The organism is Klebsiella sp. CN_Kp097 (assembly GCF_040064495.1).
GTDB lineage: Bacteria > Pseudomonadota > Gammaproteobacteria > Enterobacterales > Enterobacteriaceae > Klebsiella > Klebsiella aerogenes.
In genome coordinates, this window is record NZ_JBEAIL010000005.1 from 254386 (window position 1) to 280047 (window position 25662).

24 protein-coding genes and 1 tRNA gene are annotated in these 25662 nt (G+C 55.0%); 13 read left to right on the top strand and 12 right to left on the bottom strand.

From position 1 onward, the window contains the following. Window positions 1–35: 35 nt before the first annotated feature. On the bottom strand, window positions 36–353 hold the full coding sequence (hspQ, locus tag ABLV07_RS07875) for a heat shock protein HspQ (RefSeq protein WP_015367415.1): 318 nt from the start codon (window positions 351–353) through the stop codon (window positions 36–38). Window positions 354–451: 98 nt separating this feature from the next. After that, entirely contained in the window at window positions 452–1654 is a 1203-nt protein-coding gene (gene rlmI / locus ABLV07_RS07880; protein WP_015367414.1) for a 23S rRNA (cytosine(1962)-C(5))-methyltransferase RlmI, read from the bottom strand. A 182-nt stretch (window positions 1655–1836) separates the two neighbouring features. Here rlmI and yccX point away from each other — a divergent pair, with 182 nt between their 5' ends. Beyond that, window positions 1837–2118, top strand: a complete 282-nt coding sequence (yccX, locus tag ABLV07_RS07885; protein WP_015704915.1) for an acylphosphatase — start codon at window positions 1837–1839, stop codon at window positions 2116–2118. Here yccX and tusE read toward each other — a convergent pair. Then, entirely contained in the window at window positions 2115–2444 is a 330-nt protein-coding gene (gene tusE, locus ABLV07_RS07890) for a sulfurtransferase TusE (RefSeq protein ID WP_015367412.1), read from the bottom strand. The two genes, yccX and tusE, sit on opposite strands and share 4 nt — an antisense overlap. A gap of 87 nt (window positions 2445–2531) precedes the next feature. After that, on the bottom strand, window positions 2532–3191 hold the full coding sequence (gene yccA / locus ABLV07_RS07895) for an FtsH protease modulator YccA (protein ID WP_015704916.1): 660 nt from the start codon (window positions 3189–3191) through the stop codon (window positions 2532–2534). Window positions 3192–3456: 265 nt separating this feature from the next. Here yccA and ABLV07_RS07900 point away from each other — a divergent pair, with 265 nt between their 5' ends. Both ABLV07_RS07900 and ABLV07_RS07905 read left to right on the top strand, forming a co-directional pair. Further along, window positions 3457–5085, top strand: a complete 1629-nt coding sequence (locus ABLV07_RS07900) for an ABC transporter substrate-binding protein (RefSeq protein WP_046884159.1) — start codon at window positions 3457–3459, stop codon at window positions 5083–5085. 143 nt (window positions 5086–5228) lie between these two features. Then, window positions 5229–5316, top strand: a tRNA-Ser gene (locus ABLV07_RS07905). A gap of 82 nt (window positions 5317–5398) precedes the next feature. Here ABLV07_RS07905 and ABLV07_RS07910 read toward each other — a convergent pair. The 4 genes from ABLV07_RS07910 to cynR all read right to left on the bottom strand — a co-directional run bounded on the left by ABLV07_RS07910 (window position 5399) and on the right by cynR (window position 9368). Then, window positions 5399–6331, bottom strand: coding sequence for a LysR family transcriptional regulator (locus ABLV07_RS07910; RefSeq protein WP_046884160.1), 933 nt, complete (start codon window positions 6329–6331; stop codon window positions 5399–5401). 194 nt (window positions 6332–6525) lie between these two features. Then, window positions 6526–7830, bottom strand: coding sequence for a sorbosone dehydrogenase family protein (locus ABLV07_RS07915; protein WP_042892865.1), 1305 nt, complete (start codon window positions 7828–7830; stop codon window positions 6526–6528). Beyond that, window positions 7823–8260 carry a DUF2231 domain-containing protein gene (locus tag ABLV07_RS07920; protein ID WP_021463497.1) on the bottom strand — a complete coding sequence of 146 codons (438 nt, stop codon included), beginning with the start codon at window positions 8258–8260 and terminating at the stop codon, window positions 7823–7825. The genes ABLV07_RS07915 and ABLV07_RS07920 overlap by 8 nt, the downstream gene beginning before the upstream one ends. A gap of 220 nt (window positions 8261–8480) precedes the next feature. Then, complete coding sequence (cynR, locus tag ABLV07_RS07925) at window positions 8481–9368, bottom strand: transcriptional regulator CynR (RefSeq protein ID WP_020079229.1); 888 nt, start codon at window positions 9366–9368, stop codon at window positions 8481–8483. A 109-nt stretch (window positions 9369–9477) separates the two neighbouring features. On the opposite strand from cynR, the gene ABLV07_RS07930 reads away from it, so the two are divergent. Continuing rightward, window positions 9478–10128: a carbonic anhydrase gene (locus tag ABLV07_RS07930; RefSeq protein ID WP_348853459.1), complete on the top strand. Its 651-nt coding sequence runs from the start codon at window positions 9478–9480 to the stop codon at window positions 10126–10128. Between the two features lie 33 nt (window positions 10129–10161). After that, window positions 10162–10632, top strand: a complete 471-nt coding sequence (gene cynS / locus ABLV07_RS07935; RefSeq protein WP_015704922.1) for a cyanase — start codon at window positions 10162–10164, stop codon at window positions 10630–10632. Window positions 10633–10683: 51 nt separating this feature from the next. Here the strand turns inward: cynS and ABLV07_RS07940 are convergent, their stop codons facing one another. The 4 genes from ABLV07_RS07940 to ABLV07_RS07955 form a co-directional block, all read right to left on the bottom strand. Further along, window positions 10684–11697, bottom strand: coding sequence for a LacI family DNA-binding transcriptional regulator (locus tag ABLV07_RS07940; RefSeq protein WP_015367353.1), 1014 nt, complete (start codon window positions 11695–11697; stop codon window positions 10684–10686). Window positions 11698–11726: 29 nt separating this feature from the next. Then, entirely contained in the window at window positions 11727–13127 is a 1401-nt protein-coding gene (locus ABLV07_RS07945) for a sucrose-6-phosphate hydrolase (RefSeq protein ID WP_348853457.1), read from the bottom strand. Continuing rightward, window positions 13127–14497: a sucrose-specific PTS transporter subunit IIBC gene (locus ABLV07_RS07950; RefSeq protein ID WP_045365488.1), complete on the bottom strand. Its 1371-nt coding sequence runs from the start codon at window positions 14495–14497 to the stop codon at window positions 13127–13129. Before ABLV07_RS07950 ends, ABLV07_RS07945 begins: the two co-directional genes overlap by 1 nt. A 114-nt stretch (window positions 14498–14611) precedes the next feature. After that, window positions 14612–15535, bottom strand: a complete 924-nt coding sequence (locus tag ABLV07_RS07955) for an aminoimidazole riboside kinase (protein WP_116326636.1) — start codon at window positions 15533–15535, stop codon at window positions 14612–14614. Between the two features lie 1254 nt (window positions 15536–16789). Between ABLV07_RS07955 and flhD the strand changes: the two genes are divergently transcribed. The 8 genes from flhD (at window position 16790) to ABLV07_RS07995 (ending at window position 25662) form a co-directional block, all read left to right on the top strand. After that, on the top strand, window positions 16790–17140 hold the full coding sequence (gene flhD / locus ABLV07_RS07960; protein WP_015367348.1) for a flagellar transcriptional regulator FlhD: 351 nt from the start codon (window positions 16790–16792) through the stop codon (window positions 17138–17140). 2 nt (window positions 17141–17142) lie between these two features. After that, on the top strand, window positions 17143–17724 hold the full coding sequence (flhC, locus tag ABLV07_RS07965) for a flagellar transcriptional regulator FlhC (RefSeq protein ID WP_015367347.1): 582 nt from the start codon (window positions 17143–17145) through the stop codon (window positions 17722–17724). A gap of 141 nt (window positions 17725–17865) precedes the next feature. Beyond that, window positions 17866–18756 (top strand): flagellar motor stator protein MotA, encoded by an 891-nt coding sequence (motA, locus tag ABLV07_RS07970; protein WP_015704927.1) that lies wholly within the window; start codon window positions 17866–17868, stop codon window positions 18754–18756. Continuing rightward, window positions 18753–19676, top strand: coding sequence for a flagellar motor protein MotB (motB, locus tag ABLV07_RS07975; RefSeq protein WP_348853455.1), 924 nt, complete (start codon window positions 18753–18755; stop codon window positions 19674–19676). The genes motA and motB overlap by 4 nt, the downstream gene beginning before the upstream one ends. Then, a complete protein-coding gene (cheA, locus tag ABLV07_RS07980; RefSeq protein WP_348853453.1) occupies window positions 19673–21631 on the top strand; it encodes a chemotaxis protein CheA in 1959 nt (652 codons plus the stop codon). Before motB ends, cheA begins: the two co-directional genes overlap by 4 nt. A gap of 33 nt (window positions 21632–21664) precedes the next feature. Then, window positions 21665–22165 (top strand): chemotaxis protein CheW, encoded by a 501-nt coding sequence (gene cheW, locus ABLV07_RS07985; protein ID WP_015367343.1) that lies wholly within the window; start codon window positions 21665–21667, stop codon window positions 22163–22165. A 132-nt stretch (window positions 22166–22297) separates the two neighbouring features. After that, complete coding sequence (locus tag ABLV07_RS07990; protein WP_015367342.1) at window positions 22298–23968, top strand: methyl-accepting chemotaxis protein; 1671 nt, start codon at window positions 22298–22300, stop codon at window positions 23966–23968. Window positions 23969–24051: 83 nt separating this feature from the next. Then, window positions 24052–25662: a methyl-accepting chemotaxis protein gene (locus ABLV07_RS07995; protein WP_045386427.1), complete on the top strand. Its 1611-nt coding sequence runs from the start codon at window positions 24052–24054 to the stop codon at window positions 25660–25662.

Below are 25662 nucleotides of genomic sequence, written 5' to 3' on the forward strand. Positions count from 1 at the left end.
GGGGTTTTTAACAGAAACATCGCGGTGAAGGCCAGTCAGTTACGCAGACGCGGCGCCTGCAACTGCTTACGGATAGTCTGCGCCAGTTCGTCCATCGACGGCTGTTCGGGATGTTCATCGCTGGCTTCACTGCTGAGCTGCGCTTCCGCGAGGTAGGTGTGGACCGGCTGGCCGTCCTCATCTTCCATCACAACATGATACCAGGGGGCCGCGCGCAGTTCATCGTTGGCGCCGATTTCATCCGCGGCGGGCTCGTCAAGCGAATACTCTGGATCGATATCAACGATTACGCCAAGGTAGCCGAGTAGCGTATGGCGAACCTGTTGGCCGATACCGAATTTGCTGGCAATCATAGTCACCTCCCGGGAAACGCTGGCGCCCACTGTATCCATCATCTTCAAATGTTCTTGAGTCATGAGAATAACGTGTGGGCGATGTTCCGCTTTTCAAGTTACATGACGCGACAGGCAAACCCTTTCAGATACAGTCCTTCCGGGTAGGTTGCGATCACCGGGTGATCGGCAGCCTGACGGAACTGCTCTATAAATTGTACATCACGCCCGGCATCTATTGCGGCGTCGGCGATGATTTTCTGAAATAAATCGGTGGTCATCAGGCCGGAACAGGAGAAAGTCAGCAGCACGCCGCCTGGGTTTAACAGCTGGATCGCCAGCATATTAATGTCTTTATAACCGCGGCAGGCGCCCATCAGTTGGCTTTTGTTTTCGACGAATTTCGGCGGATCCATGACGATGACATCGAATTTTTCCCCCTGATCGCGATATTTACGTAGCAGTTTGAACACGTCGTCGCGTACGAATTCGGCTTTCGACAGATCCAGCTTATTGAGCTCAACGTTCTGTCTGGCGACATCCAGCGCCTCTTGAGAGGTATCAACGCTGGTGACCTGGCGGCAGCCGCCCATCAGCGCAGAAACCGCGAATCCGCCGGTATAAGAGAAGCAGTTGAGGACGCGCTTATCGGCGACGTAGCGGCGGGTCGCCAGACGGCTATCGCGCTGATCGAGATAGTAGCCGGTTTTATGGCCGCCCTGAATATCTACCAGCAGCTGCATGCCGTGTTCGGTAATGGGCAGTAGCGCTGGCGGCAGTTCGCCTACCACCGGGCCTTGCGCCAGGTCCAATCCTTCTTTTTTACGCACCGCCACATCGCTGCGATCGTAGATCGAGCATTGCGGGAACAGGGTCTGCAGAGCGCTGACGATGGCCGCACGCTGATATTCCGCGCCGGCGCTCAACAGCTGCAGGACGAAGAAATCGCCAAAGCGATCGATTGTCACGCCTGGCAGGCCGTCGGATTCCCCGGCGATTAAACGATAGCTGTCAAGACCATCGCGTTCGGCCAGCCATTGACGCCAGGTTTGCGCCTGCTGCAGGCGACGCTCAAAAAAAGCATTATCGATAGCTTCATGACGATCGAAACTCCAGACGCGGGCGCGGATCTGCGAGGAGGGCGAATAGGCGCCGCGAGCAAGCCATTTCCCCTGCGAATCAACGATATCGATCGTCTCGCCGGAGCGAGCTTTACCTTCCATCCGGGCGACGGCGCCGGAGAAAATCCATGGATGGCGACGCAGCAGGGATTTCTCGCGTCCTTTGGCTAATACTAAGCGGGGGATAATGGAATCTGTCATGGAGCTACCTTTAAGCGACGGAGTGTCGGCACCGAAAAATGGCGCGTAGATTAGCATAACTGGCTGGGGCAAGCACCATTCCTGCCGCCGCCGGGCGGATGTTTTAGCGTCAGGCAAAAGTGAGTATGCTGGTGGGAATTTGCTATTCTCTGCATCAGGATAGCGCAGTTGAGGGGGTAATAATGGCGAAGGTATGCACGATGGCGTGGGTTCACGGAGTCGTCCAGGGCGTGGGATTCCGCTATTCAACGCAGCGTGAAGCGCTGCAGCTGGGGCTGACCGGTTATGCGCGAAATTTGGATGATGGTAGCGTAGAAGTGCTGGCCTGCGGGGAAGCGGAGCAGGTGGAAAAACTGATTGCCTGGCTTAAGGCCGGCGGGCCGCGTAGCGCAAGGGTCGACAGGGTGTTAACTGAGCCCCATCAACCCACCAGAGAGTGGCAAAAATTCGCTATTCTCTATTAAATGCACTTTACAGGCTTCGGCAGGCCGGCGATTTTCGTCGCCTGCTTGGCCGGCCCTTTGGGGAATAACCGGTACAGATAGCGGCTGTTGCCTTTCTCTTCACCGAATTTATTCGCCATTGCTTTGACCAGCATACGGATGGCTGGCGAAGTGTTGAACTCCAGATAAAAATCGCGCACGAAGCGCACCACTTCCCAGTGTTCGACGGACAGGCTGATCCCTTCCTGCGCGGCGATAACTTCCGCCATCGCTTCACTCCACTGAGTCGTCTCTTTCAGATAGCCTTCGCTATCGGTCTCTATTTCACTGCCTTCAAAGATAAACATGATTTTTCACATAATGCGGAAACTGCGCGCAGTGTAGCAAAAAATAAGGCCCCGCATAAGCGAGGCCTGGTGTTGCAGGAGAGAAGGTTAGTCTCTGCTAGCGAAGCCGAGGATGCTGAGCAGGCTGACGAAGATGTTGTACAGCGAAACATACAGGCTAACGGTGGCGCGAATGTAGTTGGTCTCGCCGCCGCGGATGATGTTGCTGGTTTCAAACAAAATCGCGCCGGAAGAGATAAGGATGAACACCGCGCTGATGGCCAGATGTAGAGCCGGCAGCTGCAGGAAGATGTTCGCCACCATACCAATCAGAACGACCACCACGCCCGCCATCAGCATGCCGCCGAGGAAAGACATGTCTTTGCGCGTCGTCAACACGTAAGCCGAGCAGCAGAAGAAGACCAGGGCGGTGCCGCCCAACGCCAGGCCGATCAAATCGCCCATGCCTGCGGACAGGTAAGCGTTCAGCATTGGCCCCAGAATGTAGCCGAGGAAGCCGGTAAAGGCGAAGGCCGCCAGAATACCGCTTGGCTTATTAGCCAGTTTGTAGGTCAGGAACATCAGACCATACATACCCACCAGGGTGAGGATAAGGCCCGGAGAAGGCAGCATCAGCACGGTACTGGCGGTGGCGGTGATCGCCGAAAACGCCAGCGTCAGGCTGAGCAGAAAATAGGTGTTACGCAGAACTTTGTGCGTGCTGAGCAGCGATGAACGGTCACGCGATGAGGTAATTATACGATCCATGAGTCACTCTCTTATGACAGATGTAATTAGTTATGAAGCATAAGAAAAGCGAGCCGAAAGCCATAATGCTTTTACCCATCTTTACTCAGATCCCGGTGTCGGTGGGACAGCGTTTTATTCTGGTAAAACAGATTAATGCAGTATGTTTATGCGTTCAGCGGCGGAAAGCAGATCTGAATCTTATAGGTCACTGAAAAATATTGCCTTATTGCCAGTCAGCGACTAAGTGTGGAAGGGGTATCAACGAAGCATAAAGGCAAGGGAAATGAAACGACAACAATATAACCACATCACACACGCATTACTGGTTTTGGGTTTACTCGGCAGCGCGGCCACGGCAATAGCCGCCCAGGTCCCGCAGGGTACCGAACTTGCAGCAAAACAGGAGCTTGTCAGGAACAACGGTAATGAACCCGCTTCGCTCGACCCGCATAAGGTCGAAAGCGACGTCGAGTTTAATATCATTAGCGATCTGTTCGAAGGGCTGGTGAGCGTTTCGCCGCAGGGCGAGATTCAGCCGCGGCTGGCGCTGAAGTGGGAGAATAAAGATAACCTCATCTGGACTTTCCATCTGCGTCCGGGGATCACCTGGTCCGATGGTTCAGCGATTACCGCGCAGGATATCGTCTGGAGCTGGCAGCGCCTGGTCACACCGACCACCGCTTCGCCGTACGCCAGCTATCCGGGCAATATGCATATTGTTAACGCCCGCGACATCTCGGAGGGGAAACAGCCGCCGGAAACTCTCGGCGTAAAAGCGCTGGACGATACCACGCTGCAGGTCACGTTAAACCAGCCTAACGCCGCCTTCCTCGCAATGCTTGCTCACCCGTCGCTGGTGCCTATTGATAAGGTGCTGGTGGAGCGTTTTGGGGATAAATGGACTAAACCGGAACATATTGTCACCAGCGGCCCTTACACGCTGTCGAAGTGGGTCGTCAACGAGCGCATCGTGGCGCAACGCAATCCTAAGTACTGGGATAATGAACATACGGTAATCAATAAAGTGACCTATCTGCCGATTACTTCCGAAGCGGCGGATGTGAATCGTTATAAAGCCGGTGAGATAGATATTGTTTATACGGTGCCGGTGAACCAGTTTGCGTTACTCAAGAAAACGATGGGTTCGCAGTTGAACGTTGCGCCACAGCTGGCGACCTACTATTACGAACTCAATACCACTAAACCGCCCTTTAATGACCCCCGAGTGCGCCGGGCGCTCAACATGGGACTGGATAAAGATATCATCGCCGATAAAGTGATGGGGCAGGGACAACGTCCGGCATGGCTGATTAGCCAGCCCGATATCGGCGGCGTCACGCTGAAACAACCGGATTACGCCAGCTGGCCGCGCGACAAACGCATTGCCGAGGCAAAAAAACTGCTTAACGAGGCGGGCTTTAATGAAAGCCATCCGCTGGTCTTTAATCTGCTGTATAACACCTCGGAGACGCACCAGCGCATTGCTATCGCCGCCAGTTCGATGTGGAAGAAAAATCTCGGCGTAGAGGCGAAGCTGCAGAACCAGGAGTGGAAGACCATGCTGGATACCATGCATACGCATAATTTTGATGCCGTGCGTTATGCCTGGATCGCCGATTATGACGATGCGGCGTCATTCCTGAATAACTTCCGCACCGGCGACAGCGAAAACACCAGCCAATACAGTAACCCGGCCTATGATAAAGCGCTGCATGATGCGGCGAAGGCGGCGGATACTGCCGCGCGAGGCAAATTCTATCAGCAGGCGGAGGATCTGTTGGCTGAGGATGTGCCCGCGATTCCGGTTTATCACTATGTACGTACCCATTTAGTGAAGCCGTGGGTCGGCGGCTTCGAGCCGGATAAGCTGGGTTACTACTACACCAAAGATATGTACATCATAAAACATTGAGTCAAAGGGCGCTCTTAACGCCGAATTTCTGTGCAAACTGCCTGAAATTCAGACGAATAACACAGATTTGTTTGTTTTTAAGGCAGTTGAACAAAATGATGCTTTACAGCATCGGCAGAGGTGTTTATAGTGCGCCCCATACCGGAAGCGTGGCCGAGCGGTTGAAGGCACCGGTCTTGAAAACCGGCGACCCGAAAGGGTTCTAGAGTTCGAATCTCTACGCTTCCGCCAAATATGAAAAGGGGTTACCGAAAGGTAACCCCTTTTTGCTTTGGGCTCCTCCGGCACATCCCTGCTTCAACTTCTCTCGTCATTAATGAGTCTCCTCCTCCCAGTAGGGCGGCATCCCAATCTTTTCAACCATAAAGTCGATAAAGGCTCGGACTTTATGCGGCACTCTCCTGTTTTGCGGGTACAGCATCCAGATGGCGGTTTCGCTAGGGAACATACTAAATTCCCACTCCGGGAATACCCGTTGAATGAGCCCTTGTTCTTCTGCCTGCTGCGATAGCCAGTTCGGTAAAATCGCAATCCCGGTGTGATTGACGCAGGCATAAAGCATGGCGGCGCTATCGCTAACGCTCAGTCGGTAGTTAATCGGGATGCGCTGCCATTCATCTTCTGAACCCATCTTACGGGTATACCAACCGGCGCCATGCAGACGAGAAAACATCACGATATTGATCTGCTGCTGGTCGGCGCCCGGCGTGGCAGAAGGGCGGTTTTCCGCAATCCACTGCGGGCTGGCCCAGGCTGAACGCGTCTGCGAAGCCAGTTTACGGGCATGAATCGAGGAGTCAGGCAAAATGCCGATGCGAATACTCAGGTCGATGCGCGCTTCAATCAGATCCTGCACTTCATCGTTAAAACTAATATCCAGCGAAATGTTGGGGTGCAGGCGAAGAAATTCATCAACAAAAGGCATCACGTGCAGACGGCCGAAGGTACTGGGTACGCTTAACCGCAGCAGGCCGGAAGGTTGTTTATCCAGTGCGGAAGTTAACTGACGGGTTTCCTCCCATTGTAATAACAGTTGTTGGGCGTGCGAGTAAAAAAATGCCCCGGTTTCGGTTAATGCTAATCCACGGGTTGAGCGGTTAAACAACGTCACCTGTAAATACTCTTCCAGCTCGGAAATATGGCGAGAGACGGTGGATACTTCAATATTTAAGGCTTTGGCGGCGGCGCTGAAACTTTTATAGTCAGCGGCGCTAACGAATGTTCTGATTGCGGATAAATGGTTCATCTGCTCTACGTCTCTTTGATGATGAATGTTTCTCAGCAACCTGTTCTGGTGTAGTCAACTACGATAGCGGTCCTGATAACTCAGCTTATCACTTTGTTTTCTCCATTATTCCCGGCAATATCTATGGATAATAATTTCAGGGCATAAAAAAGGCTCCCCTGACCGCGGGAAGCCGGAAAATTGATAGTGATATTTTATTTTGCGCTGACGCGCCAGACGGTATTACCGACATCGTCGGCAATGATTAACGCCCCTTCATTATCCTGCGCGAGTCCGACCGGCGCGCCGTACAGCTCTTTCTCATCGCGAGAGACAAAGCCGGTGATCACGCTCTGTGGTTTACCAACCGGTTTGCCGTCTTTAAAAGCGACGAAGCTGACTTTATAACCATTCAGCGGCGAACGGTCCCAACTGCCATGCTCGCTGATAAACACGCCGCCCTGATAGGTTTGCGGCAACATGTTTCCGGTATAAAACAGCATTCCCAGCGGCGCGACGTGGGAGCTCAGGGCATAATCCGGTTTGATCGCTTTGGCGACCATGTCCGGGCGCGGCGGCTGTACGCGGCGGTCAACGTGCTGTCCGAAATAGCTCCACGGCCAGCCATAAAACCCGCCATCCTGCACCGAAGTTAAATAATCGGGCACCAGGTCGGCGCCGATCTCATCGCGCTCATTGGCAATGGCCCAAAGCTTGCCCGTCTGTGGTTCCCAACCGAGTCCGGTAGGATTCCTGATACCGCTGGCGAAGATACGGCTTGCGCCGGTTGCCGTATCAACCTCCAGAACGGTGGCGCGACGATATTCAATATCCAGTCCATTCTCAGTAATATTACTGTTCGAGCCGACGCCCACATACAGCTTCTTACCATCCGGGCTTGCCAGTAACGCTTTGGTCCAGTGGTGATTGACGGTGCTGGGCAGGTCAGCCAGCTCGCTCCCCGCATCGCTGATATGTGTCGCCCCCGGCTGGTAGTGATAACGCATGATGTTGCCGGTATTGGCGACGTAAAGATCATCGCCAATCAGTTGTACGCCGAAAGGCGAGTGCAGGTGTTCAAGGAAAATATGTTTCTCCCAGCCGCTGGCGTTTTTACGCAATAGCGTAATGCGATTCCCGCCTTTTCCACCTTTGCCTGACTGATTTTTCACTATCCCGGCAATCAGCTGTTTCGGCGTAGTTAACGGTTCCTCGCCAGGACCGTTGCTTTCAACGACCAGAATATCGTCGTTTGGCAGGACATAGACCATTCTGGGATGCAGGAATCCATCGGCTATTTTTTCTATTTTCAGCCCCTGGGCAACCGCCGGTTGTCCATCTCTCTTCCAGCCCACGCCGCGGGGAACCTGCATCGGCGGCATCAGGAAATCCTGGGCCTTCGGCATTACGGGATCGGGCCCTACCTGCTGATCCGGGCTGAGTTTCGCTTTCTCATCGCATCCTGACAGCGCCAGCGCTGTGGCGAGCATAACGGGCAGGGGCAGGAGTAATTTATTCATGGCGAATCCCCTTATTATTAGCCAGGCAAGTGGAGCTGATAATATTGGCAACAAGCAGACAGATAACGGTAATCGATGAATAGATTACGTTCTGCGGCGCAATCGCCCAGGCGTCGCGGCTATGAACAAAACAGTTTACCAACGCGGCAATAATAGCGATAAGGTTTAGCCAGAAATCAATTTTTGCCGCCGGGCGTCGAGGAGTAAAAAACCAGACCTGCGCCAGATTAATCAACCGCGGAATGATGGCAAAAATAAGGCCAAGGGCAATAAGCCAACTGGCGCATTTTCCCCACATCACGTTAGTGCTGTAGAGATAAATAATATCGAAGATGAGACCGGCGATAAAAAAGCCGTAAGGCACCGGATTGAGTAGATTATATATGACCATCGCAAGGCTATTACCTCGGTCATGAGAGCGTTCACTCATTGTCAATTCCTTGTCAGGGGGAATAAGGTAGGATGAAAATAATGCTGACGTTCAAGCCGGAATAATGAATACCGCTTAGCAGATAAAATTATACATATTGTTAACAATTTCAGTATGCCAATCGCGGGAAATCTGTTTTGCGCAAATGGTCATACTGGCTACGGGAAGATTGTCGCAGAAGGAAGGCGGCGGGCCAGATGCTGGCCGCGCCATCGTACGCTTAACTTTCTATTTGGGCTGCCAGCTCCCGGGCTATTTCGGCGAAAATTCGCGCCGCAGCTTTTGGTCGGGCGCCTTTGCGCTGCATTAACACCGCGGTTCTCTCAAGCGCGGCTTCTTTAAGCAATCGGGTCACCAGGCCAGTGCGCTGGGCGGCGACATTTAGCGGCAGAATGGTCACTAATTGGGTTCGCTGGATGATATCGAGGATGGCATTGATCGAGTGCATTTCAATGGTCACCTGCGGGTGAAAACCGGCTTGCTGTAAGCAGTGGTCAATTTGCAACCGGGTGGCGAAATGATGATTGAGCAGAATAAACTCCTCCGCGGCGAGCTGGCTCAAAGAAAGGGATTCTTCGCGGGCCAACGGGTGATGGTCCGCGACAACCAACGCCAGCACTTCCTGTAACAGCGGGGTGGAAACAATGTCTGGCGCGGTCCCCCCGGCAAAGGCAATACCAATATCCAGCTCATTTTCCAGCAGCAGGCCCTCCATCTTCTCCTGCGGCATCTCCTGAATATCCAGCGTGATATGCGGATAACGCGCATGAAATTCCGCCACTAATGGGACGACGAAATAGGAAGTAAAAGTGGGCGTCACGGCAATACGTAGAGAACCGCGGCTGAGGTCTGCGACATCATGAATGGCGCGTTGACCCTCATCCAGCAGTTGAAATGCCTGACGGGCATACTGCAAAAACACTTCTCCCGCGTCCGTTAGATGAATATGCCGGCCGCTACGGTCAAAAAGCTGCGCATCCAGGCTCTCTTCTAACATCCTGATTTGCTGTGAGAGCGCCGGTTGTGAAATATGCAGGGCTTCCGCCGCACGGGTAAAACCCTGATGTTCGGCAACGGCGAGGAAATATCTAACGTAGCGAATATTCACACTTACAACTCATAAGTTTTTTGGATGGGTTTGATTATAAACAAGACTTTTATTTTATGCCACGCGGCGCGTAACCTCCCTGACATTCCACAGCGAGGTAGACATTATCATGAAAGAAATCATTGACGGTTTTCTTAAATTTCAACGTGATGCATTTCCTGAGCGCGCTGAACTGTTTAGAAGTTTAGCCTCCCGGCAGAGCCCCAATACGCTGTTTATTTCCTGTTCCGATAGCCGAATGGTTCCTGAACTGGTTACCCAGCGTGAACCCGGCGATCTGTTTGTCATCCGTAATGCCGGCAATATTGTCCCTTCTTACGGTCCGGAGCCCGGCGGCGTGTCGGCCTCGGTGGAGTATGCCGTTGCTGTCCTGAAGGTCACGGATATTGTGATTTGCGGTCACTCCGATTGCGGGGCGATGACGGCGATTGCGCAGTGTAGCTGTCTGGATCATGTCCCCGCCGTCAAGCACTGGTTGCAATATGCGGATTCGGCAAAAGTGGTGAACGATGCCCGCGAGCATCGCGATCCGCAGGCCAAAACCGCAGCGATGGTGCATGAAAATGTCATTGCCCAACTGGCGAATATTCAAACCCATCCTGCGGTACGCCTGGCGCTTGATGAAGGACGTCTGTCGCTACATGGCTGGGTATATGACATTGAAACAGGGGATATTGCGGCTTATGACGGCAATGCCAGAGCTTTTATTTCGCTGGCCGGTCATCCGGATACCCGAGCGGTGCCGGTTTACGGTCAGTAATTTCATTTCACTACGATATAACGAGGTCACACCATGATTCAGTCACAAGTTAGCCGCGAAGTTCGTCTGGAGTTAGCGAATAAAATTTTGCTGATTAAAGCCAAAAAGGATCTCTCCTTTGCACAACTGGTTGAAGGCACCGGTTTATCAGAAGCCTTCGTGACGGCCGCGCTATTGGGTCAGCATCCGCTGCCTGCCGAAGTCGCGAAAATGGTAGGAGCGAAACTGGAACTTAACGACGATGATATTTTACTGCTGCAAACGATCCCCGTCAGAGGCTCCATTGAGGACCGCGTGCCGACGGATCCGACGATGTATCGCTTCTATGAAATGCTGCAGGTCTACGACACTACGCTGAAAGCGCTCATTCATGAAAAATTCGGCGACGGGATCATCAGCGCGATTAATTTTAAGCTGGATGTGAAAAAAGTCAGCGATCCGGAAGGCGGACATCGTGCGGTGATTACTTTCGATGGAAAGTATCTGCCAACGAAACCTTTCTGATGACAATTACCCGTTAACAGTACGGGCCTGAACCACGATCCAGGCCCGTTATTATCTGGCTGGCTGATAACGCATTTGCAGCGTGGCGGGCAGATAACGCTGTAGCGGCTGTGGCATTTTACCGTCGATCAGCTGACTGATGAGATCGTAGCAGTGCCAGGCCAACTGGCGGTTATCCTGCTGTATGGTGTCGATGCGCAGCGATAGCGAATCATACAGATAGTGGTCATCGAAGCTGGCTAAATGGATCCCGGAATCCAGCAGGTTATGCTGGCTCATATAACGTAGTACCCCTTCCAGCAAGCCGCAGGCGGCAGTAAACAGCGCCTTCGGCGGCCGCCCGAGACGGGCGCACAGCGCGGCAAACATCTCATAGCCTGAGCTTGGGTGATAGTTGCCGTTGATGATCCATTCCGGGCGTAACTCAACCCCTGCCTGGGCTAATCCCTGACTAAATCCGGCCAGCCGATCGCGCGAGGGCGAGAGCCGGGGCTGCCCGCCGAGAAACCAGAACTCATCCGCGTGTTGCCCGGCGATACGGGCGATAAGTTCCGCCGTCGGCGCCAGTGAATCGGTCATCACCAGCGGCAGCGCGCTGTCGTTTGGATTACGGTCGAACAGCACCACCGGCAGCTGCTCGCTGAGCTTCAGATAGTCGGCGTCGCTATGCATGCAAGAGGCGACAATTAAACCATCGACCTGACGGGCAATCATATTATTGACCACCATGCTCTCCTGACCGGGATTCTCATCGGTGCAAGAGATAAGCAGTTGTACGCCGGCTTCGCGACACAGGGTTTCCAGCTCGTGAGAAAACACGGCAAAACCATAGTTGGTGATCTCGGGTACCACCAGACCAATGGTATGGCTGCGGCTATCGCGCAGTGAACGGGCGTGAATACTCGGCTGGTAGTGCTGCTCGCGGGCGATAGCCAGCACCCGTTCGCGCGTCTCCTGCGCCACGCGCAGCTCTTTACCGCGACCGTTCAAGACCAGGCTGGCGGTGGCTTTAGAGACGCCAGCCAGTTCGGCGATATCTTTAATGGTAATGCGTTTAGGTTTCATCACGAGCCAGGTGCCTGAAAGCAAAACGCTTATTCTACCATGCATGGCCGCAGCGGCCAGCAGCAGAATGCCCCCGGCGTCGCACCGCTGAATACCAGTTTTCCAGGATAATCCGCAAAGAAGCGGCTGCTCATCACCCCCACGCCATCATTAATAAAGATTTCGACGCTGGAACGGTCGATGAGGATCTGCAGTTTATGCGCCGTGCCGCGCCAGTAACGGTAATCGACTGTATCGGCCACCAGGCTTCGACGGGCCAGGCGTACGCCGTGCCTGTCCAGCGAAAGCTGCAGCACGCCCGCGAAATCCAGCGTCAGCGCATCGTCTGGCGCAACCTCGAAGGCGAGTTCCATCGGCTGCAGCGCCAGCGGTTCGGTCTGCCAGCCTTGCGCCTCGCCGCGAAGCGCCGCCAGTTCGCGCACGGGATTTTGATACAGCGTGCCGTGGCGCCAGCTAAGTTCCCGCAGGCAGGTCATCTGATGGATCCAGCCGTGGGCCCGCGTAGGTTGCTGCATCTCTTCTCCGTCGGGAACCCCCATCCAGCCAACCAGCAGACGGCGACCATCCTCCGCCAGGGTGGTTTGCGGCGCATAGAATTCGAAGCCGCTATCCAGCTCTTCGACCGCGCCATGGCGCCAGGTGGCGGCGGTTTGATCGAAATGGCCCTGCATCCAGACTGCCGGATAGGTGTTCAGGAAGCGCTGTGCCTCACGCGGCAATCCCTGCGGGCAGCTCAGTAAAATATACCGATCGCCGAGCGGGAACAGATCCGGGCATTCCCACATATAGCCGGCGTCTTTCAGGCCGTTAAGTCCGCTACCGGCAATTTCGCCATGACTGCTCCACTGCATCAAATCAGTAGAGCTGAATAGCAGTACCTTGCCGAGGTCGGCCAGATCGCGCGCGCCCAGCACCATCAACCAGCGATCGCCATCGCGCCAGACTTTGGGATCGCGCACGTGGCCGCTATAGCCTGCTGGCAGCGCCAGCACCGGGCCCTGTTTGCGAAAAGTGCCGTCGGGATTTTGCGTCGCCAGACACTGCCAGGCGGTACGGCTGCCATCGTTAAATTTCACATTACCGGTGTAGCACAGCGTCAGGATGCCGTTGTTATCTACCGCGCTGCCGGAGTAACAACCGTTACGGTCGTACTCCTCCTCTGGCAGCAGAGCAATCGGTTCGTGCCGCCAGTGCAGCAGATCCGGCGAACTCCAGTGTCCCCAGCCCTTATAGCGGTGATCGCAGGCGAGGGGATTCCACTGATAAAACAGATGATAACGACCATTGAAGTGGATAAAACCGTTCGGATCGTTCAGTAGCCCGCATACCGGCGCCAGATGCCACTGCGGATAGTGCTTATCCCGCAGCGCGCGCGGCTGGTGGTTCATGACGGCCTGCAGGACCAACGGTAACAAAGAAGGCTGCGACATTATTCTGCATCCGTTTTGTATTTGAGCGTCAGCGAAACGATAAAGGCGACCATAAACGCGATAGCCAGCCCGATGAGGTAGTTAAGCAGGGAGCTGGCCTGCACGATAGCCATTCCGGGGATGGCGGTCAGGCCGACGGCGGTCATATAGACGTGCATGGAGACGACCCAGGCGCCGCCCGCCGCGCCGCCAATCAACGCGGCGATAAAGGGCTTAACGTAGCGCAGGTTGATGCCGAATATCGCCGCTTCGGTGATGCCCAGCATCGCCGAAAAGGCGGACGGGAGGGCAATGGCTTTCACTTTCGCATCTTTGGTTTTAAACCACACCGCCAGACAGGCGCCGCCCTGGGCAATATTAGCCATCGCCCAGATAGGCAGCAGGAAATTGACGCCGATCGACGGGTTACCGAGCAGCCCGGCTTCGATGGCATGGAAGCTGTGGTGGATACCGGTGATGACGATCACCGAATACAGTCCACCGAATAGCAGCCCTGCCAGCCAACCAGCATGAGCAATAAGCGTGCTGAGAATAAATGAGATGCCGTCGCCGAGGGCACGACCGGCCGGGCCGATTATCAGCAGGGCGATAAAACCGGAGATAATAACCGTCAGGAACGGCGTGAGGATCAGATCCAGCGCGTCGGGAATCAGGCGTCGCAGTTGCTTCTCAAGCAGGCTCATAAACCACACCGCCAGTAGCACCGGGAATACCGTCCCCTGATAACCGATCATCGCCACCTCGAGGCCGAAGAAATTCATGGTATGGAATCCCGAAGCCACTCCCCAGGCGTTGGTCAGCGCCGGGTGGGTAAGAATACCGCCGAGGGTTGCGCCAAGATAAGGGTTACCGCCGAATTCACGCGCGGCGGTAAACCCGATCAGGATTGGCAGGATAATAAAAGCGGCCGAACTACACATATCGAGGATCAGGTAGATGGCGTTGCCCGGATCGACCCAGCCGTAGGTTTTCACCATCCCCAGCAGTCCCATCAGCAGGCCGGAGGCGACGATAGCCGGGATAATGGGCACAAAGATGTTCGACAACAGGCGGGCGATACGCTGGAACGGATTCAGTTTTTTCGCCGCCAAATCTGCGGCTTCGGATTTGCTCGACTCGCTAATACCGGCAGCCTGAATAAAAGCGGCATACACTTTATTGACCACGCCGGTACCGAAGATGATTTGCATCTGGCCGGCGTTGCGAAAGCAGCCTTTTACCCCCTCAACTTTACCGATGGCCTGCTGGTCGGCGAGCGCGTCATCGACCAGTACCAGACGCAAGCGGGTGGCGCAGTGCGCGGCGCTGGCGATATTTTCTTTGCCGCCGAGCAGCGGCAGCAGCGCGCGAGAAATCTGTTGAAAATCCATAGTACCCTCTACAAAGTCTGTCATCATCATGGGCTATTGGGGGCCTGGAATGCCCCTAATGGCCGCTTTGCTAATTTTGCTAAAACGTTTTAATTATTTTGCCTGCTTTCATCGTTAATACTGGCGGTTCACATCGGCCTGGTACGGTAAGGCGGTCATCGCGCCTTTGGCGGTGGTCGCCAGCGCGCCGCAGGTTTGCGCCAGCGCGACGATCGGCTCCAGCGCGGCGACATCTTCAGGGAAGCCGTGAGCGGCGAGACTGGCGAGTAGCCCGGCAACAAAGGCATCGCCGGCTCCGGTGGTATCAACGCTGACCACCGGACGGGCCGGGAAGTGAATATGCTGTTGCTGGAACAGCGCCTGCACCCCTGCTTTTCCTTGCGTGATTAACAGCAGTTTTGGCTGAAAGCGCTCGCGGAACCGCGCAATACCGCGGGCAATATCGTCGCTACCGCTGATAAAGGCCAACTCCTCTTCCGACAGTTTCACCACGTCAGCCAATGTCAGCGCCCGGTCGAGACAACGCCGTAACAGCTGGGGATCCTGCCACAGATCGCTGCGGATATTAGGGTCGAAGCTGACGCTGCCGCCGGTATGTTTAATCTTTTCCATCGCCGCGAAAGCGCTGCTCCGGCTGGGCTCGGCGCTGAGAGCGATAGAGCAGACGTGCAACCACTGGCCGGCCTCAAATGGCGGGAGATCGTCTGGTTGTAAAAAAAGATCGGCGCTTGGACGGACCATAAAGGTAAAGGTGCGTTCGCCGTGTTCATCCAGCGCTACCACGACGGTTGAGGTACGTTGTGCGGGATCTAAAGAAAGATGGCTGATATCCACGTTCTCCTGGCACAGCGTCTGACGCATAAAATGGCCAAAAGGGTCGTCGCCGACCCGACCAATAAACCCGCTATTGCCGCCAAGCCGCGCGACGCCGACCGCGACGTTAGCCGGTGCGCCGCCCGGGCACTGTAATAAACGGCCATCCCCCTCAGGCAGCAGATCGACGACCGCATCCCCGAGTACCCATACTTTACTGGTCATACTGATATTCCTTTTAGCTAAACTTTATTAAACCGGTTTAGCTAATTTAAACATAACCGAAAATCCAACGGAACGAGGAAGTGATGAAAATGCGAACGGCAACGATGAAATGTGATCCAGTCGAGATATTGCACCTTTCGTGCTAGCTATTTTTTCTTTACTACAGCTTTGCAAATGAACGTGTCATTTTTCCCTACCAATAATAGGGGGAGGGGGGGCGCCAGGACGATAGGAGCTTATTGCCGGAGAAAAAATCCTCATATACCTATTTATTAATATTCATTCGCCGTTGTTGGGTGGTTTAAAAATATATTCATGATGGTTTACGGGAGAGGGTGAGACCATTAATTACTTCTCATTTTTTATTATTTTAACGTGGTAATAAGCTCGTTTCGTTAAAGGAATGTTAGAAAAGAAACTCGGGAAAAAATACCCATTTGGGGTAATGCACCAGGCGGTAAATGTTATAAAAAATTTATCCGTATCTGGCGAAGTTGAGCCACAAACAGGCGCGGAAAAATAGCGCCAGGCGTCCCGACTGAGGGTAAGTTGCGCGCATCTTGTACAATTCGTTGAGCCGATAAAACAGGCAGCCTCAGACTGTTGCTGTTCGATTTTTATACGTTTTCCGTAGGTGCTATCAGGGTATTAGATCTAATATCCTTGTATTACACCATGGTTATTTTTTATCGTAAAAACTAATGATTTACGTTGAATTTAACGCTCGTTCAGATTTTTATTCTTCAATTTTTATAATGTTATTTTTTTGTTCTAAATGTGCCAAATAAAACTAATTGCAATGGTTGATAACACTTTTTTTAAGGTAATTCATTTACTTGTGATCGTTAAATGATCGAATGTTGGTTATAAAGTGATCGAAATGAGGCGTTGTTACCGGTATTATTTTTTGTTTTTGTGATCAATGTCTCATTATATTCAAAATTTCCCCATACTTAATTGTGTGTGCTAATGATTCGGGAGTAGAGTTGCGCCGCCTTAAGAATATTCTTATAGAATTTCTAAAAATAGTTTCATGGCAATTCAACTCTCTCGAAGCAAATTCTTTACATCCTCCACTCCAGTTTGCACCTGTAACAAACTATTAACAGTGGGGTGAGTTTGACGATTAGCTGAATTTTTAGCTATCGCGAGTGAGCGTTTTAATTGCCGTCTTGGGGAAATAACTGAGGTCACGGGCGATTAAGTATCACGCCCCGTGTATGTTTTCTAACATGGCTTATCGGGATAGGGATTATGGGTACCTCCGAATTACTTAAGCATATTTATGACTTCAACCTGTCGTATTTATTTTTAGCACAGCGGCTGATCAACGATGAAAAAGTATCCGCAATGTTTCGTCTGGGAATTGACGAAACCATGGTTGATACCCTGGCGCAACTGACGTTACCGCAGATGGTGAAACTGGCTGAAACTAATCAGCTGGTGTGCAATCTGCGCTTCAGCGACCATCAGACTATCGAGCAATTGACCAAAGAGTCGCGCGTTGATGACCTCCAGCAGATCCATACCGGTATCCTGCTTTCCAGTCACCTGCTGCAAGAGCTCCGCGCCAAAGAAGGCGCTGCAGCGAAGAAAAGTGTTTGATAATGGCTGAGAAAAGTATTGTTCAGGAAGCGAAGGATATTCAGCTCGCCATGGAGCTGATTTCCCTCGGCGCGCGTCTGCAGATGCTGGAGAGTGAAACTCAGCTCAGCCGCGGGCGCTTAATTAAACTTTACAAAGAGCTGCGCGGCAGCCCGCCGCCGAAAGGGATGCTGCCGTTCTCGACCGATTGGTTTATGACCTGGGAGCAGAATATTCATTCGTCGATGTTCTACAACGCCTATTTGTTCCTGCTGAAGAGCGGCAAATGCAGTGGAGTAGAAGCGGTGATCAAAGCCTATCGCCTGTACCTCGAACAGTGTCCGCAAGAAGCGGGCGAAGCGCCGCTACTGGCGTTGACCCGCGCCTGGACGCTGGTGCGCTTTGTTGATAGCGGTATGCTGCAGCTCTCTGCCTGCAACAACTGCGGCGGCTCATTTATCACCCACGCGCACCATCCGCAGCACGATTTCGTCTGCACGTTATGCCAACCGCCTTCACGCGCCGTAAAAAGACGTAAACTTTCTCCGCAACTGGCCGATATAACCTCTCAACTGCTGGACGAGCAGGCTAAACGCGTCATGTAAGTCGCCGTTCCGACGACTTACGGCAATCCATTTCGACGTGTAATACGCAGGGGCGGTATGCCGCCCCCCATTCCCCGCCTGGTTTACGCCAGGGCGCGTTTGCCTCGCCCGCCATCCACATTGTTAATTTGAGGTATGCGTGTGCTAGTGATATTGGGTTATCTCGTGGTCCTGGGAGCGGTATTTGGCGGCTATTTACTGGTGGGCGGCCACCTTGGCGCGCTGTACCAGCCGGCGGAATTCCTGATTATCGGCGGCGCCGGCATCGGCGCGTTTATCGTCGGCAACAACGGAAAGGCCATCAAATCCACGCTGCGGGCCTTGCCCAAAATGGTACGTCGCTCCAAATACAGCAAGGCGTTGTATATGGATCTGATGGCGTTGCTGTTCCTGCTGCTCGCAAAATCCCGTCAACAGGGGATGCTGTCGCTTGAGTTCGATATCGACAATCCTCAGGAAAGTGAAATTTTCGCTAATTATCCGCGCATCCTTGCCGATAACCATCTGGTGGAGTTCATAACCGATTATTTACGCCTGATGGTGAGCGGCAACATGAATGCTTTTGAAATTGAAGCGCTGATGGACGAAGAGATCGAAACCTTCGAACAGGAGAGCGAAGTACCCGCCGGCAGCCTGGCGATGGTCGGCGACTCTCTGCCGGCATTTGGTATTGTCGCGGCGGTAATGGGCGTTGTGCACGCGCTGGCCTCGGCGGACCGCCCGGCGGCGGAACTCGGGGCGCTCATCGCCAACGCGATGGTGGGGACTTTCCTCGGCATTCTGCTGGCCTATGGATTTATCTCGCCACTATCCACGCTGCTGCGGCAAAAAAGCGCCGAGACCGTCAAGATGATGCAGTGCATCAAGGTGACGTTGCTCTCCAGCCTCAACGGCTACGCGCCGCAAATCGCCGTCGAATTTGGCCGCAAAACGTTATACACCACCGAGCGCCCGTCGTTTGTCGAGCTTGAAGAACACGTACGCCAGGTGAAAGCGCCCGCCGCGCAGGCGACGGAAAGCGAAGAAGCATGAAGCATAATCACCCGGTGGTTCTGGTCAGAAAGCGCAAATCACACCAGCCCGCCCATCACGGCGGTTCGTGGAAGATTGCCTATGCCGATTTTATGACGGCGATGATGGCCTTCTTCCTTGTGATGTGGCTGCTGGCGATCGCCAGCCCGCAGGAGCTGACGCAAATAGCAGAATATTTCCGTACGCCGCTGAAAGTCGCCCTCACCAGCGGCGATAAAAGCAGCTCGGAAAGCAGCCCGATTCCCGGCGGCGGCGAAGACCCGACCCGTGAAGTCGGGCTGGTCAGCAAACAGATCAATACCGCGGATAAACGCGCCGAAGAGCTACGGCTTAACAAACTGCGTGACAAGCTCGATCAGTTGATTGAGTCAGACCCGCGTCTGAAGGCGCTACGTCCGCATCTGCTGATCAACATGATGGACGAAGGACTGCGCATTCAGATTATCGATAGCCAGAATCGCCCGATGTTTAAAACCGGTAGCGCTCAGGTTGAAAGCTATATGCGCGATATCCTGCGGGCGATAGCGCCAATCCTCAATGATTTGCCGAACAAGATAAGCCTCTCCGGCCACACCGATGACATCCCCTACGCCAGCGGCGAACGCGGTTACAGTAACTGGGAACTGTCGGCGGATCGCGCCAACGCCTCGCGCCGCGAGCTAATTGCCGGCGGCCTGGCGGAAGGGAAGGTGCTGCGGGTGGTCGGTATGGCGGCGACCATGAGCCTGAAACAGCACGGCGCTGCTGATGCCATCAACCGCCGCATTACCGTACTGGTGCTTAACAAAGAGACCCAGCAGAGCATTGAGCATGAAAATGGCGAAAGCAATGCGCTGGAGATTAGCCAGCCGGATACGCTGCCAAAGCTGGTCGCGCCCGCGCCGGTTAACCGTGATTCACACCCAGAGGTGACCCCATGAGCATGGATATTAGCGCTTTTTATCAGACTTTTTTTGATGAAGCAGACGAGCTGCTGGCAGACATGGAGCAACACCTGCTGGAGCTGGATCCGCAGGCCCCCGATATCGAACCGCTGAACGCTATTTTTCGCGCGGCGCACTCGATCAAAGGCGGCGCGGCGACGTTTGGCTTTTCCGTATTGCAGGAAACCACCCATCTGCTGGAGAACCTGCTCGACGGCGCCCGGCGCGAAGAGATGCGCTTGAGCACCGAAATTATCAATCTGTTTCTGGAAACCAAAGATATTATGCAGGAGCAACTGGACGCCTATAAAACCTCGCAGCAGCCTGACGCTGAGAGCTTTGACTATATCTGCCAGGCGCTGCGGCAGCTGGCGCTGGAAGCACAGCAGCAGGATGCGCCAGCCGCGCCGCCCGTCGTGGCCCAGCCTGCGCCGACGGCCGTCGCCGGCGGTATGCGCGTGAGCTTAACCGGGCTAAAAGCCAATGAAATTCCGCTGATGCTGGAAGAGCTTGGCAACCTCGGCGAGGTACATGATCCGCAGCAAACTGACAATAGCCTTGAGGTGACCCTGCTGACCACCGCCAGCGAAGAAGATATTTGCGCGGTGCTCTGTTTCGTTCTTGAGCCGGAACAGATCAGCTTTAGCACGCCGCCAACCACTGACGCTAAACCATTGCCATCGGCCGAAGTTGTGCCGCCGCCGGTCGCCCAACCGCAGCCTGCTGTCGTCGAGCCGCCGAAAGCGCCGAGAGCGAAGGCCAGCGAATCGACCAGTATTCGCGTGGCGGTAGAGAAAGTTGACCAGTTGATTAACCTCGTCGGCGAACTGGTGATCACCCAGTCCATGCTGGCGCAGCGCTCGGGTAACCTGGATCCGGTGACCCATGGCGATCTGCTCAACAGCATGAGCCAGCTGGAACGTAACGCTCGCGACCTGCAGGAATCGGTGATGTCGATTCGCATGATGCCGATGGAATATGTATTCAGCCGCTACCCGCGGCTGGTACGCGACCTGGCCGGCAAGCTCAATAAGCAGGTGGAACTGACGCTGCAGGGCAGCTCCACCGAACTTGATAAGAGCCTGATCGAGCGCATTATCGACCCGTTAACCCACCTGGTGCGCAATAGCCTCGACCACGGTATTGAAGATCCGCAAACCCGTCTGGCGGCAGGTAAGTCTGAGGTGGGCAATCTCATTCTGTCCGCTGAACATCAGGGCGGCAATATCTGCATCGAAGTGATCGATGACGGCGCCGGGCTCAATCGCGAAAAAATTCTCGCCAAAGCGGCGGCGCAGGGGCTGGCGGTCAGCGACAGCATGAGTGATGAAGAGGTCGGAATGCTTATTTTTGCGCCGGGCTTTTCAACCGCGGAACAGGTGACCGACGTCTCTGGCCGCGGCGTCGGCATGGACGTCGTGAAACGGAATATTCAGGAGATGGGCGGTCACGTAGAAATCCATTCCCGTGCGGGCAAAGGGACCTCGATTCGTATTTTGTTGCCGCTAACGCTCGCCATCCTCGACGGCATGTCGGTCAAGGTCAATGAAGAGGTCTTTATTCTGCCGCTCAACGCGGTCATGGAATCGCTGCAGCCGCAGGCCGAAGACCTGCATCCAATGGCCGGCGGCGAGCGGATGCTGCAGGTTCGCGGCGAGTATCTACCGCTGGTGGAGCTCTACCGGGTGTTTGATGTCGCCGGGGCGAAAACCGAGGCCACTCAGGGCATCGTGGTGATTCTGCAAAGCGCCGGCCGCCGCTATGCGCTGCTGGTGGATCAACTGATCGGCCAGCACCAGGTGGTGGTGAAAAACCTGGAAAGCAATTACCGCAAAGTGCCGGGAATTTCCGCGGCGACGATCCTCGGCGACGGCAGCGTGGCGCTGATCGTCGACGTGTCGGCGCTGCAAATGCTCAATCGGGAAAAGCTGCTGAGCGCAGCGGCCGCATAACGACTCATCTCATCAAATTAACAGGTGCAGACCATGGCAGGATTAGCAACCGTCAGCAAATTGGCTGGCGAAACGGTAGGTCAGGAGTTTTTAATCTTTACCCTCGGCAATGAAGAATACGGCATCGATATTCTGAAAGTGCAGGAGATCCGCGGCTATGACCAGGTGACGCGTATCGCCAACACCCCGGATTTCATCAAAGGCGTCACCAATCTGCGCGGGGTGATCGTGCCGATTATCGACCTGCGGGTAAAATTCGCCCAGCAGGGCGTCTCTTATGATGAAAACACGGTGGTTATCGTGCTTAACTTCGGCCAGCGGGTGGTGGGGATTGTGGTCGATGGCGTCTCCGACGTGTTGTCTCTCACCGCCGAACAGATCCGCCCGGCGCCGGAATTCGCGGTGACGCTGGCGACCGAGTATCTCACCGGTCTTGGCGCGCTCGGCGAGCGTATGTTGATTCTCGTCGATATCGAAAAGCTGCTCAGCAGCGAAGAGATGGCGCTGGTCGATAACGTCGCCAAAAGCCACTAAGCAACCGGGCGCGCCCGGTCGCGCCCGGTAAAAATAGTCCCCGCCTGGCATAAAGTTCCCCTCCCACTCGCCGATAACCCTTTCAGTCACATACGTAAAGCCTGGCCGTTCAGGCTTCCAGGAAGGGGAAACATGTTTAATCGTATTAAGGTCGTCACCAGTCTCTTATTAGTGCTGGTGCTATTTGGCGCATTGCAGCTGATTTCAGGCGGTCTGTTTTTTTCGTCGCTGAAAAGCGATAAAGAGAACTTTACCGTCCTGCAAACCATCCGTCAGCAGCAGCTACTGCTGAGTGAAAGTCGGGTCGATCTGCTGCAGGCGCGTAACTCCCTGAACCGCGCAGGGATCCGCTACATGATGGATACCAACAAAATCGGCAGCGGCGCGACTATCGACGAGCTGCTGGCGAAAGCGAAAGAAGAGCTGGCGCGCGCCGAGCGCAACTACACCGCCTATGAAAAAATCCCGCAGGACCCGCGTCAGGATCCGCAGGCGACGGAAAAGCTTAAGCAGCAGTATGGCATCCTGTACGGCGCGCTGTCGGAGCTGATCCAGCTGCTGGGCGAGGGTAAAATCAACGCCTTCTTCGACCAGCCGACGCAAAAATACCAGGACGATTTCGAGCAGACCTATAACGCCTATCTGCAGCAAAACGGCAAGCTGTATCAAATCGCCGTTGACGCTAGCAACAGCTCTTATAGCTCGGCGATCTGGACCTTAATTGTGGTCATCATCGTGGTGCTGGCGGCGATCGTCGGCGTGTGGATGGGCATCCACCATATCCTGGTGCGCCCGCTGAACCGCATGATTGAACACATCAAACGGATCGCGTCCGGCGATCTGACCCAGCCTATTCCGGTGACCAGCCGTAATGAAATCGGCGTGCTAGCCGCCAGCCTCAAGCACATGCAGAACGAGCTTATCGAAACGGTGAGCGGCGTGCGTCAGGGGGCGGATGCCATCTATAGCGGCGCGTCGGAAATCGCCGCCGGGAATAACGATCTCTCATCGCGCACCGAACAGCAGGCGGCATCGCTGGAAGAGACCGCCGCCAGTATGGAACAGCTGACAGCGACGGTGAAACAGAACGCCGAAAACGCGCGTCAGGCCAGCCAGCTGGCGCTGAGCGCCTCCGAAACTGCGCAGAAGGGTGGCAAAGTGGTGGCTAACGTGGTGGAAACCATGCACGACATCGCCAGCAGCTCGCAGAAAATTGCCGATATCACCGGCGTTATCGACGGTATCGCCTTCCAGACCAACATCCTGGCGCTTAACGCCGCGGTAGAAGCGGCGCGTGCGGGTGAACAAGGTCGCGGCTTCGCGGTCGTGGCGGGCGAAGTCCGCAACCTGGCGCAGCGCAGCGCCCAGGCGGCCAAAGAGATCAAAGCGCTGATCGAAGACTCGGTCAACCGTGTGGATATGGGCTCGGTACTGGTGGAAAGCGCCGGCGACACCATGGGCGATATCGTCAATGCGGTCACCCGCGTGACCGACATCATGGGCGAAATCGCCTCTGCTTCCGATGAACAGAGCCGCGGTATCGACCAGGTCGGCCAGGCGGTAGCGGAAATGGATCGCGTCACCCAGCAGAACGCCTCGCTGGTGGAGGAGTCGGCCTCGGCCGCCGCCGCGCTGGAAGAGCAGGCCAGCCTGCTGACGCAGTCGGTTGCCGTCTTCCGTCTGAAGTCGGAAGGGCAGGAGGAGTATAAAGCGCCGGTCAGCAATAAAACCGCGCCTGCCGCCATCGCTACGCATAAAAAAACCAGCGCCAGCGACTACCAGGATAACTGGGAGACGTTCTAACGGGTACCGGCCGCCGCATCCCTACACGCGGCGGCCTCTCTTGCGTTGTAAGCCGGCCAAGACCGGCTACCAAGGAGATTGCTATGTTTAACCGAATCCGTATCTCTACCAGTCTTTTCCTGCTGCTGATCTCCTTTTGCATCATGCAACTGATCAGCACCGGGCTCTCTTACGTCGCGCTACGCGCCGACAACCACAATCTTGAACGTATTACCGTCAGTAGCCAGCAGCGCGATGCGCTTAGCCTGAGCTGGGTATCGCTGCTACAGGCGCGAAATACCCTTAACCGCGCCGGTACCCGCGCGGCGCTGAAGGTGCCGCAGGAGCAGGTGGATGCGCTGATGGGCGGCGCCCGCAGCTCGCTGCAAAAAGCCGATCTCTATTTTAACCAGTTCCTCGACACGCCTCGCGCGGATGAGCAGGAACAGCAGTTGGCCGATGCCACGCGCGATAGCTACGAGAAGCTACGCGGCGCGCTGCGCGAACTGATCGTGTTCCTCGAAAATCGCAACCTGCAGGCCTTTATGGACCAGCCGACGCAGAAAATACAGGACCGCTTCGAGGCCGACTTTGTGCAATATCTGCAGCTGGCGAAGGCGACGACCGATGAAGCCAGCGCCTCCAGCCAGCAGGCCTACGGCTGGTCAATCTGGTTGGTTGCCGGGGCGGTGCTGATGCTCTTGGTGGTCACCCTCAGCGCGATGTGGTGGCTGCGAACCATGCTGGTGCAGCCGCTGAATATTATTCGCGGCCATTTCGAACGTATCGCCAGCGGCGATCTTTCCGCACCGATTGAGGTCTATGGCCGTAACGAAATCAGCCAGCTATTTGCCAGCCTGCAGCGCATGCAACAGTCGCTGATTGGTACCGTCGGCGCGGTGCGCGACGGCGCGGAGTCGATTCTTATCGGCCTGCAGGAGATTGCCGAAGGCAACAACGATCTCTCCTCGCGCACCGAACAACAAGCGGCTTCGCTGGAAGAGACCGCCGCCAGTATGGAACAGCTAACGGCGACGGTAAAACAGAATGCCGATAACGCCCGCCAGGCATCGCAGCTGGCGCGTGATGCCTCCTCCACCGCCGCCAAAGGCGGCGAGCTGGCGGATGACGTGGTCACCACGATGCACGACATCGCCAACAGTTCGCAAAAAATCGGTGCCATTACCAGCGTCATCGACGGCATCGCTTTCCAGACCAATATTCTGGCGCTTAACGCGGCGGTGGAGGCGGCGCGCGCCGGTGAACAGGGGCGCGGCTTTGCGGTGGTGGCCGGTGAAGTACGCAACCTGGCCAGCCGCAGCGCCCAGGCGGCAAAAGAAATTAAGCTACTGATCGATGAATCCGTCAGCCGCGTCAAACACGGCTCGGTGCTGGTGGAGAATTCCGGCGCCACCATGCAGGACATCGTGCGCTCGGTCACCCGGGTGACCGACATCATGGGCGAAATCGCCTCCGCCTCCGATGAGCAGAGCCGCGGCATTGAGCAGGTGACGCAGGCGGTTACCCAGATGGATCAGGTCACGCAACAGAACGCCGCCCTGGTGGTGGAATCGGCTTCCGCCGCCGCTGCGCTGGAAGAGCAGGCGATTACCCTCGCCGATGCAGTGGCGGTATTCCGTCTGGCGGACGACAACTTCGTCGCGCCGGAAACCTCATCCACGGTAAAGGAGACCCTGGATTGTCAAACCGCATAA

Coding starts and splice junctions, on each gene's coding strand:
- hspQ (WP_015367415.1), bottom strand. CDS start 353: ATGATTGCCAGCAAATTCGGTATCGGCCAACAGGTTCGCCATACGCTA.
- rlmI (WP_015367414.1), bottom strand. CDS start 1,654: ATGACAGATTCCATTATCCCCCGCTTAGTATTAGCCAAAGGACGCGAG.
- yccX (WP_015704915.1), top strand. CDS start 1,837: ATGGCGAAGGTATGCACGATGGCGTGGGTTCACGGAGTCGTCCAGGGC.
- tusE (WP_015367412.1), bottom strand. CDS start 2,444: ATGTTTATCTTTGAAGGCAGTGAAATAGAGACCGATAGCGAAGGCTAT.
- yccA (WP_015704916.1), bottom strand. CDS start 3,191: ATGGATCGTATAATTACCTCATCGCGTGACCGTTCATCGCTGCTCAGC.
- ABLV07_RS07900 (WP_046884159.1), top strand. CDS start 3,457: ATGAAACGACAACAATATAACCACATCACACACGCATTACTGGTTTTG.
- ABLV07_RS07910 (WP_046884160.1), bottom strand. CDS start 6,331: ATGAACCATTTATCCGCAATCAGAACATTCGTTAGCGCCGCTGACTAT.
- ABLV07_RS07915 (WP_042892865.1), bottom strand. CDS start 7,830: ATGAATAAATTACTCCTGCCCCTGCCCGTTATGCTCGCCACAGCGCTG.
- ABLV07_RS07920 (WP_021463497.1), bottom strand. CDS start 8,260: ATGAGTGAACGCTCTCATGACCGAGGTAATAGCCTTGCGATGGTCATA.
- ABLV07_RS07930 (WP_348853459.1), top strand. CDS start 9,478: ATGAAAGAAATCATTGACGGTTTTCTTAAATTTCAACGTGATGCATTT.
- cynS (WP_015704922.1), top strand. CDS start 10,162: ATGATTCAGTCACAAGTTAGCCGCGAAGTTCGTCTGGAGTTAGCGAAT.
- ABLV07_RS07940 (WP_015367353.1), bottom strand. CDS start 11,697: ATGAAACCTAAACGCATTACCATTAAAGATATCGCCGAACTGGCTGGC.
- ABLV07_RS07945 (WP_348853457.1), bottom strand. CDS start 13,127: ATGTCGCAGCCTTCTTTGTTACCGTTGGTCCTGCAGGCCGTCATGAAC.
- ABLV07_RS07950 (WP_045365488.1), bottom strand. CDS start 14,497: ATGGATTTTCAACAGATTTCTCGCGCGCTGCTGCCGCTGCTCGGCGGC.
- ABLV07_RS07955 (WP_116326636.1), bottom strand. CDS start 15,535: ATGACCAGTAAAGTATGGGTACTCGGGGATGCGGTCGTCGATCTGCTG.
- flhD (WP_015367348.1), top strand. CDS start 16,790: ATGGGTACCTCCGAATTACTTAAGCATATTTATGACTTCAACCTGTCG.
- flhC (WP_015367347.1), top strand. CDS start 17,143: ATGGCTGAGAAAAGTATTGTTCAGGAAGCGAAGGATATTCAGCTCGCC.
- motB (WP_348853455.1), top strand. CDS start 18,753: ATGAAGCATAATCACCCGGTGGTTCTGGTCAGAAAGCGCAAATCACAC.
- cheA (WP_348853453.1), top strand. CDS start 19,673: ATGAGCATGGATATTAGCGCTTTTTATCAGACTTTTTTTGATGAAGCA.
- cheW (WP_015367343.1), top strand. CDS start 21,665: ATGGCAGGATTAGCAACCGTCAGCAAATTGGCTGGCGAAACGGTAGGT.
- ABLV07_RS07990 (WP_015367342.1), top strand. CDS start 22,298: ATGTTTAATCGTATTAAGGTCGTCACCAGTCTCTTATTAGTGCTGGTG.
- ABLV07_RS07995 (WP_045386427.1), top strand. CDS start 24,052: ATGTTTAACCGAATCCGTATCTCTACCAGTCTTTTCCTGCTGCTGATC.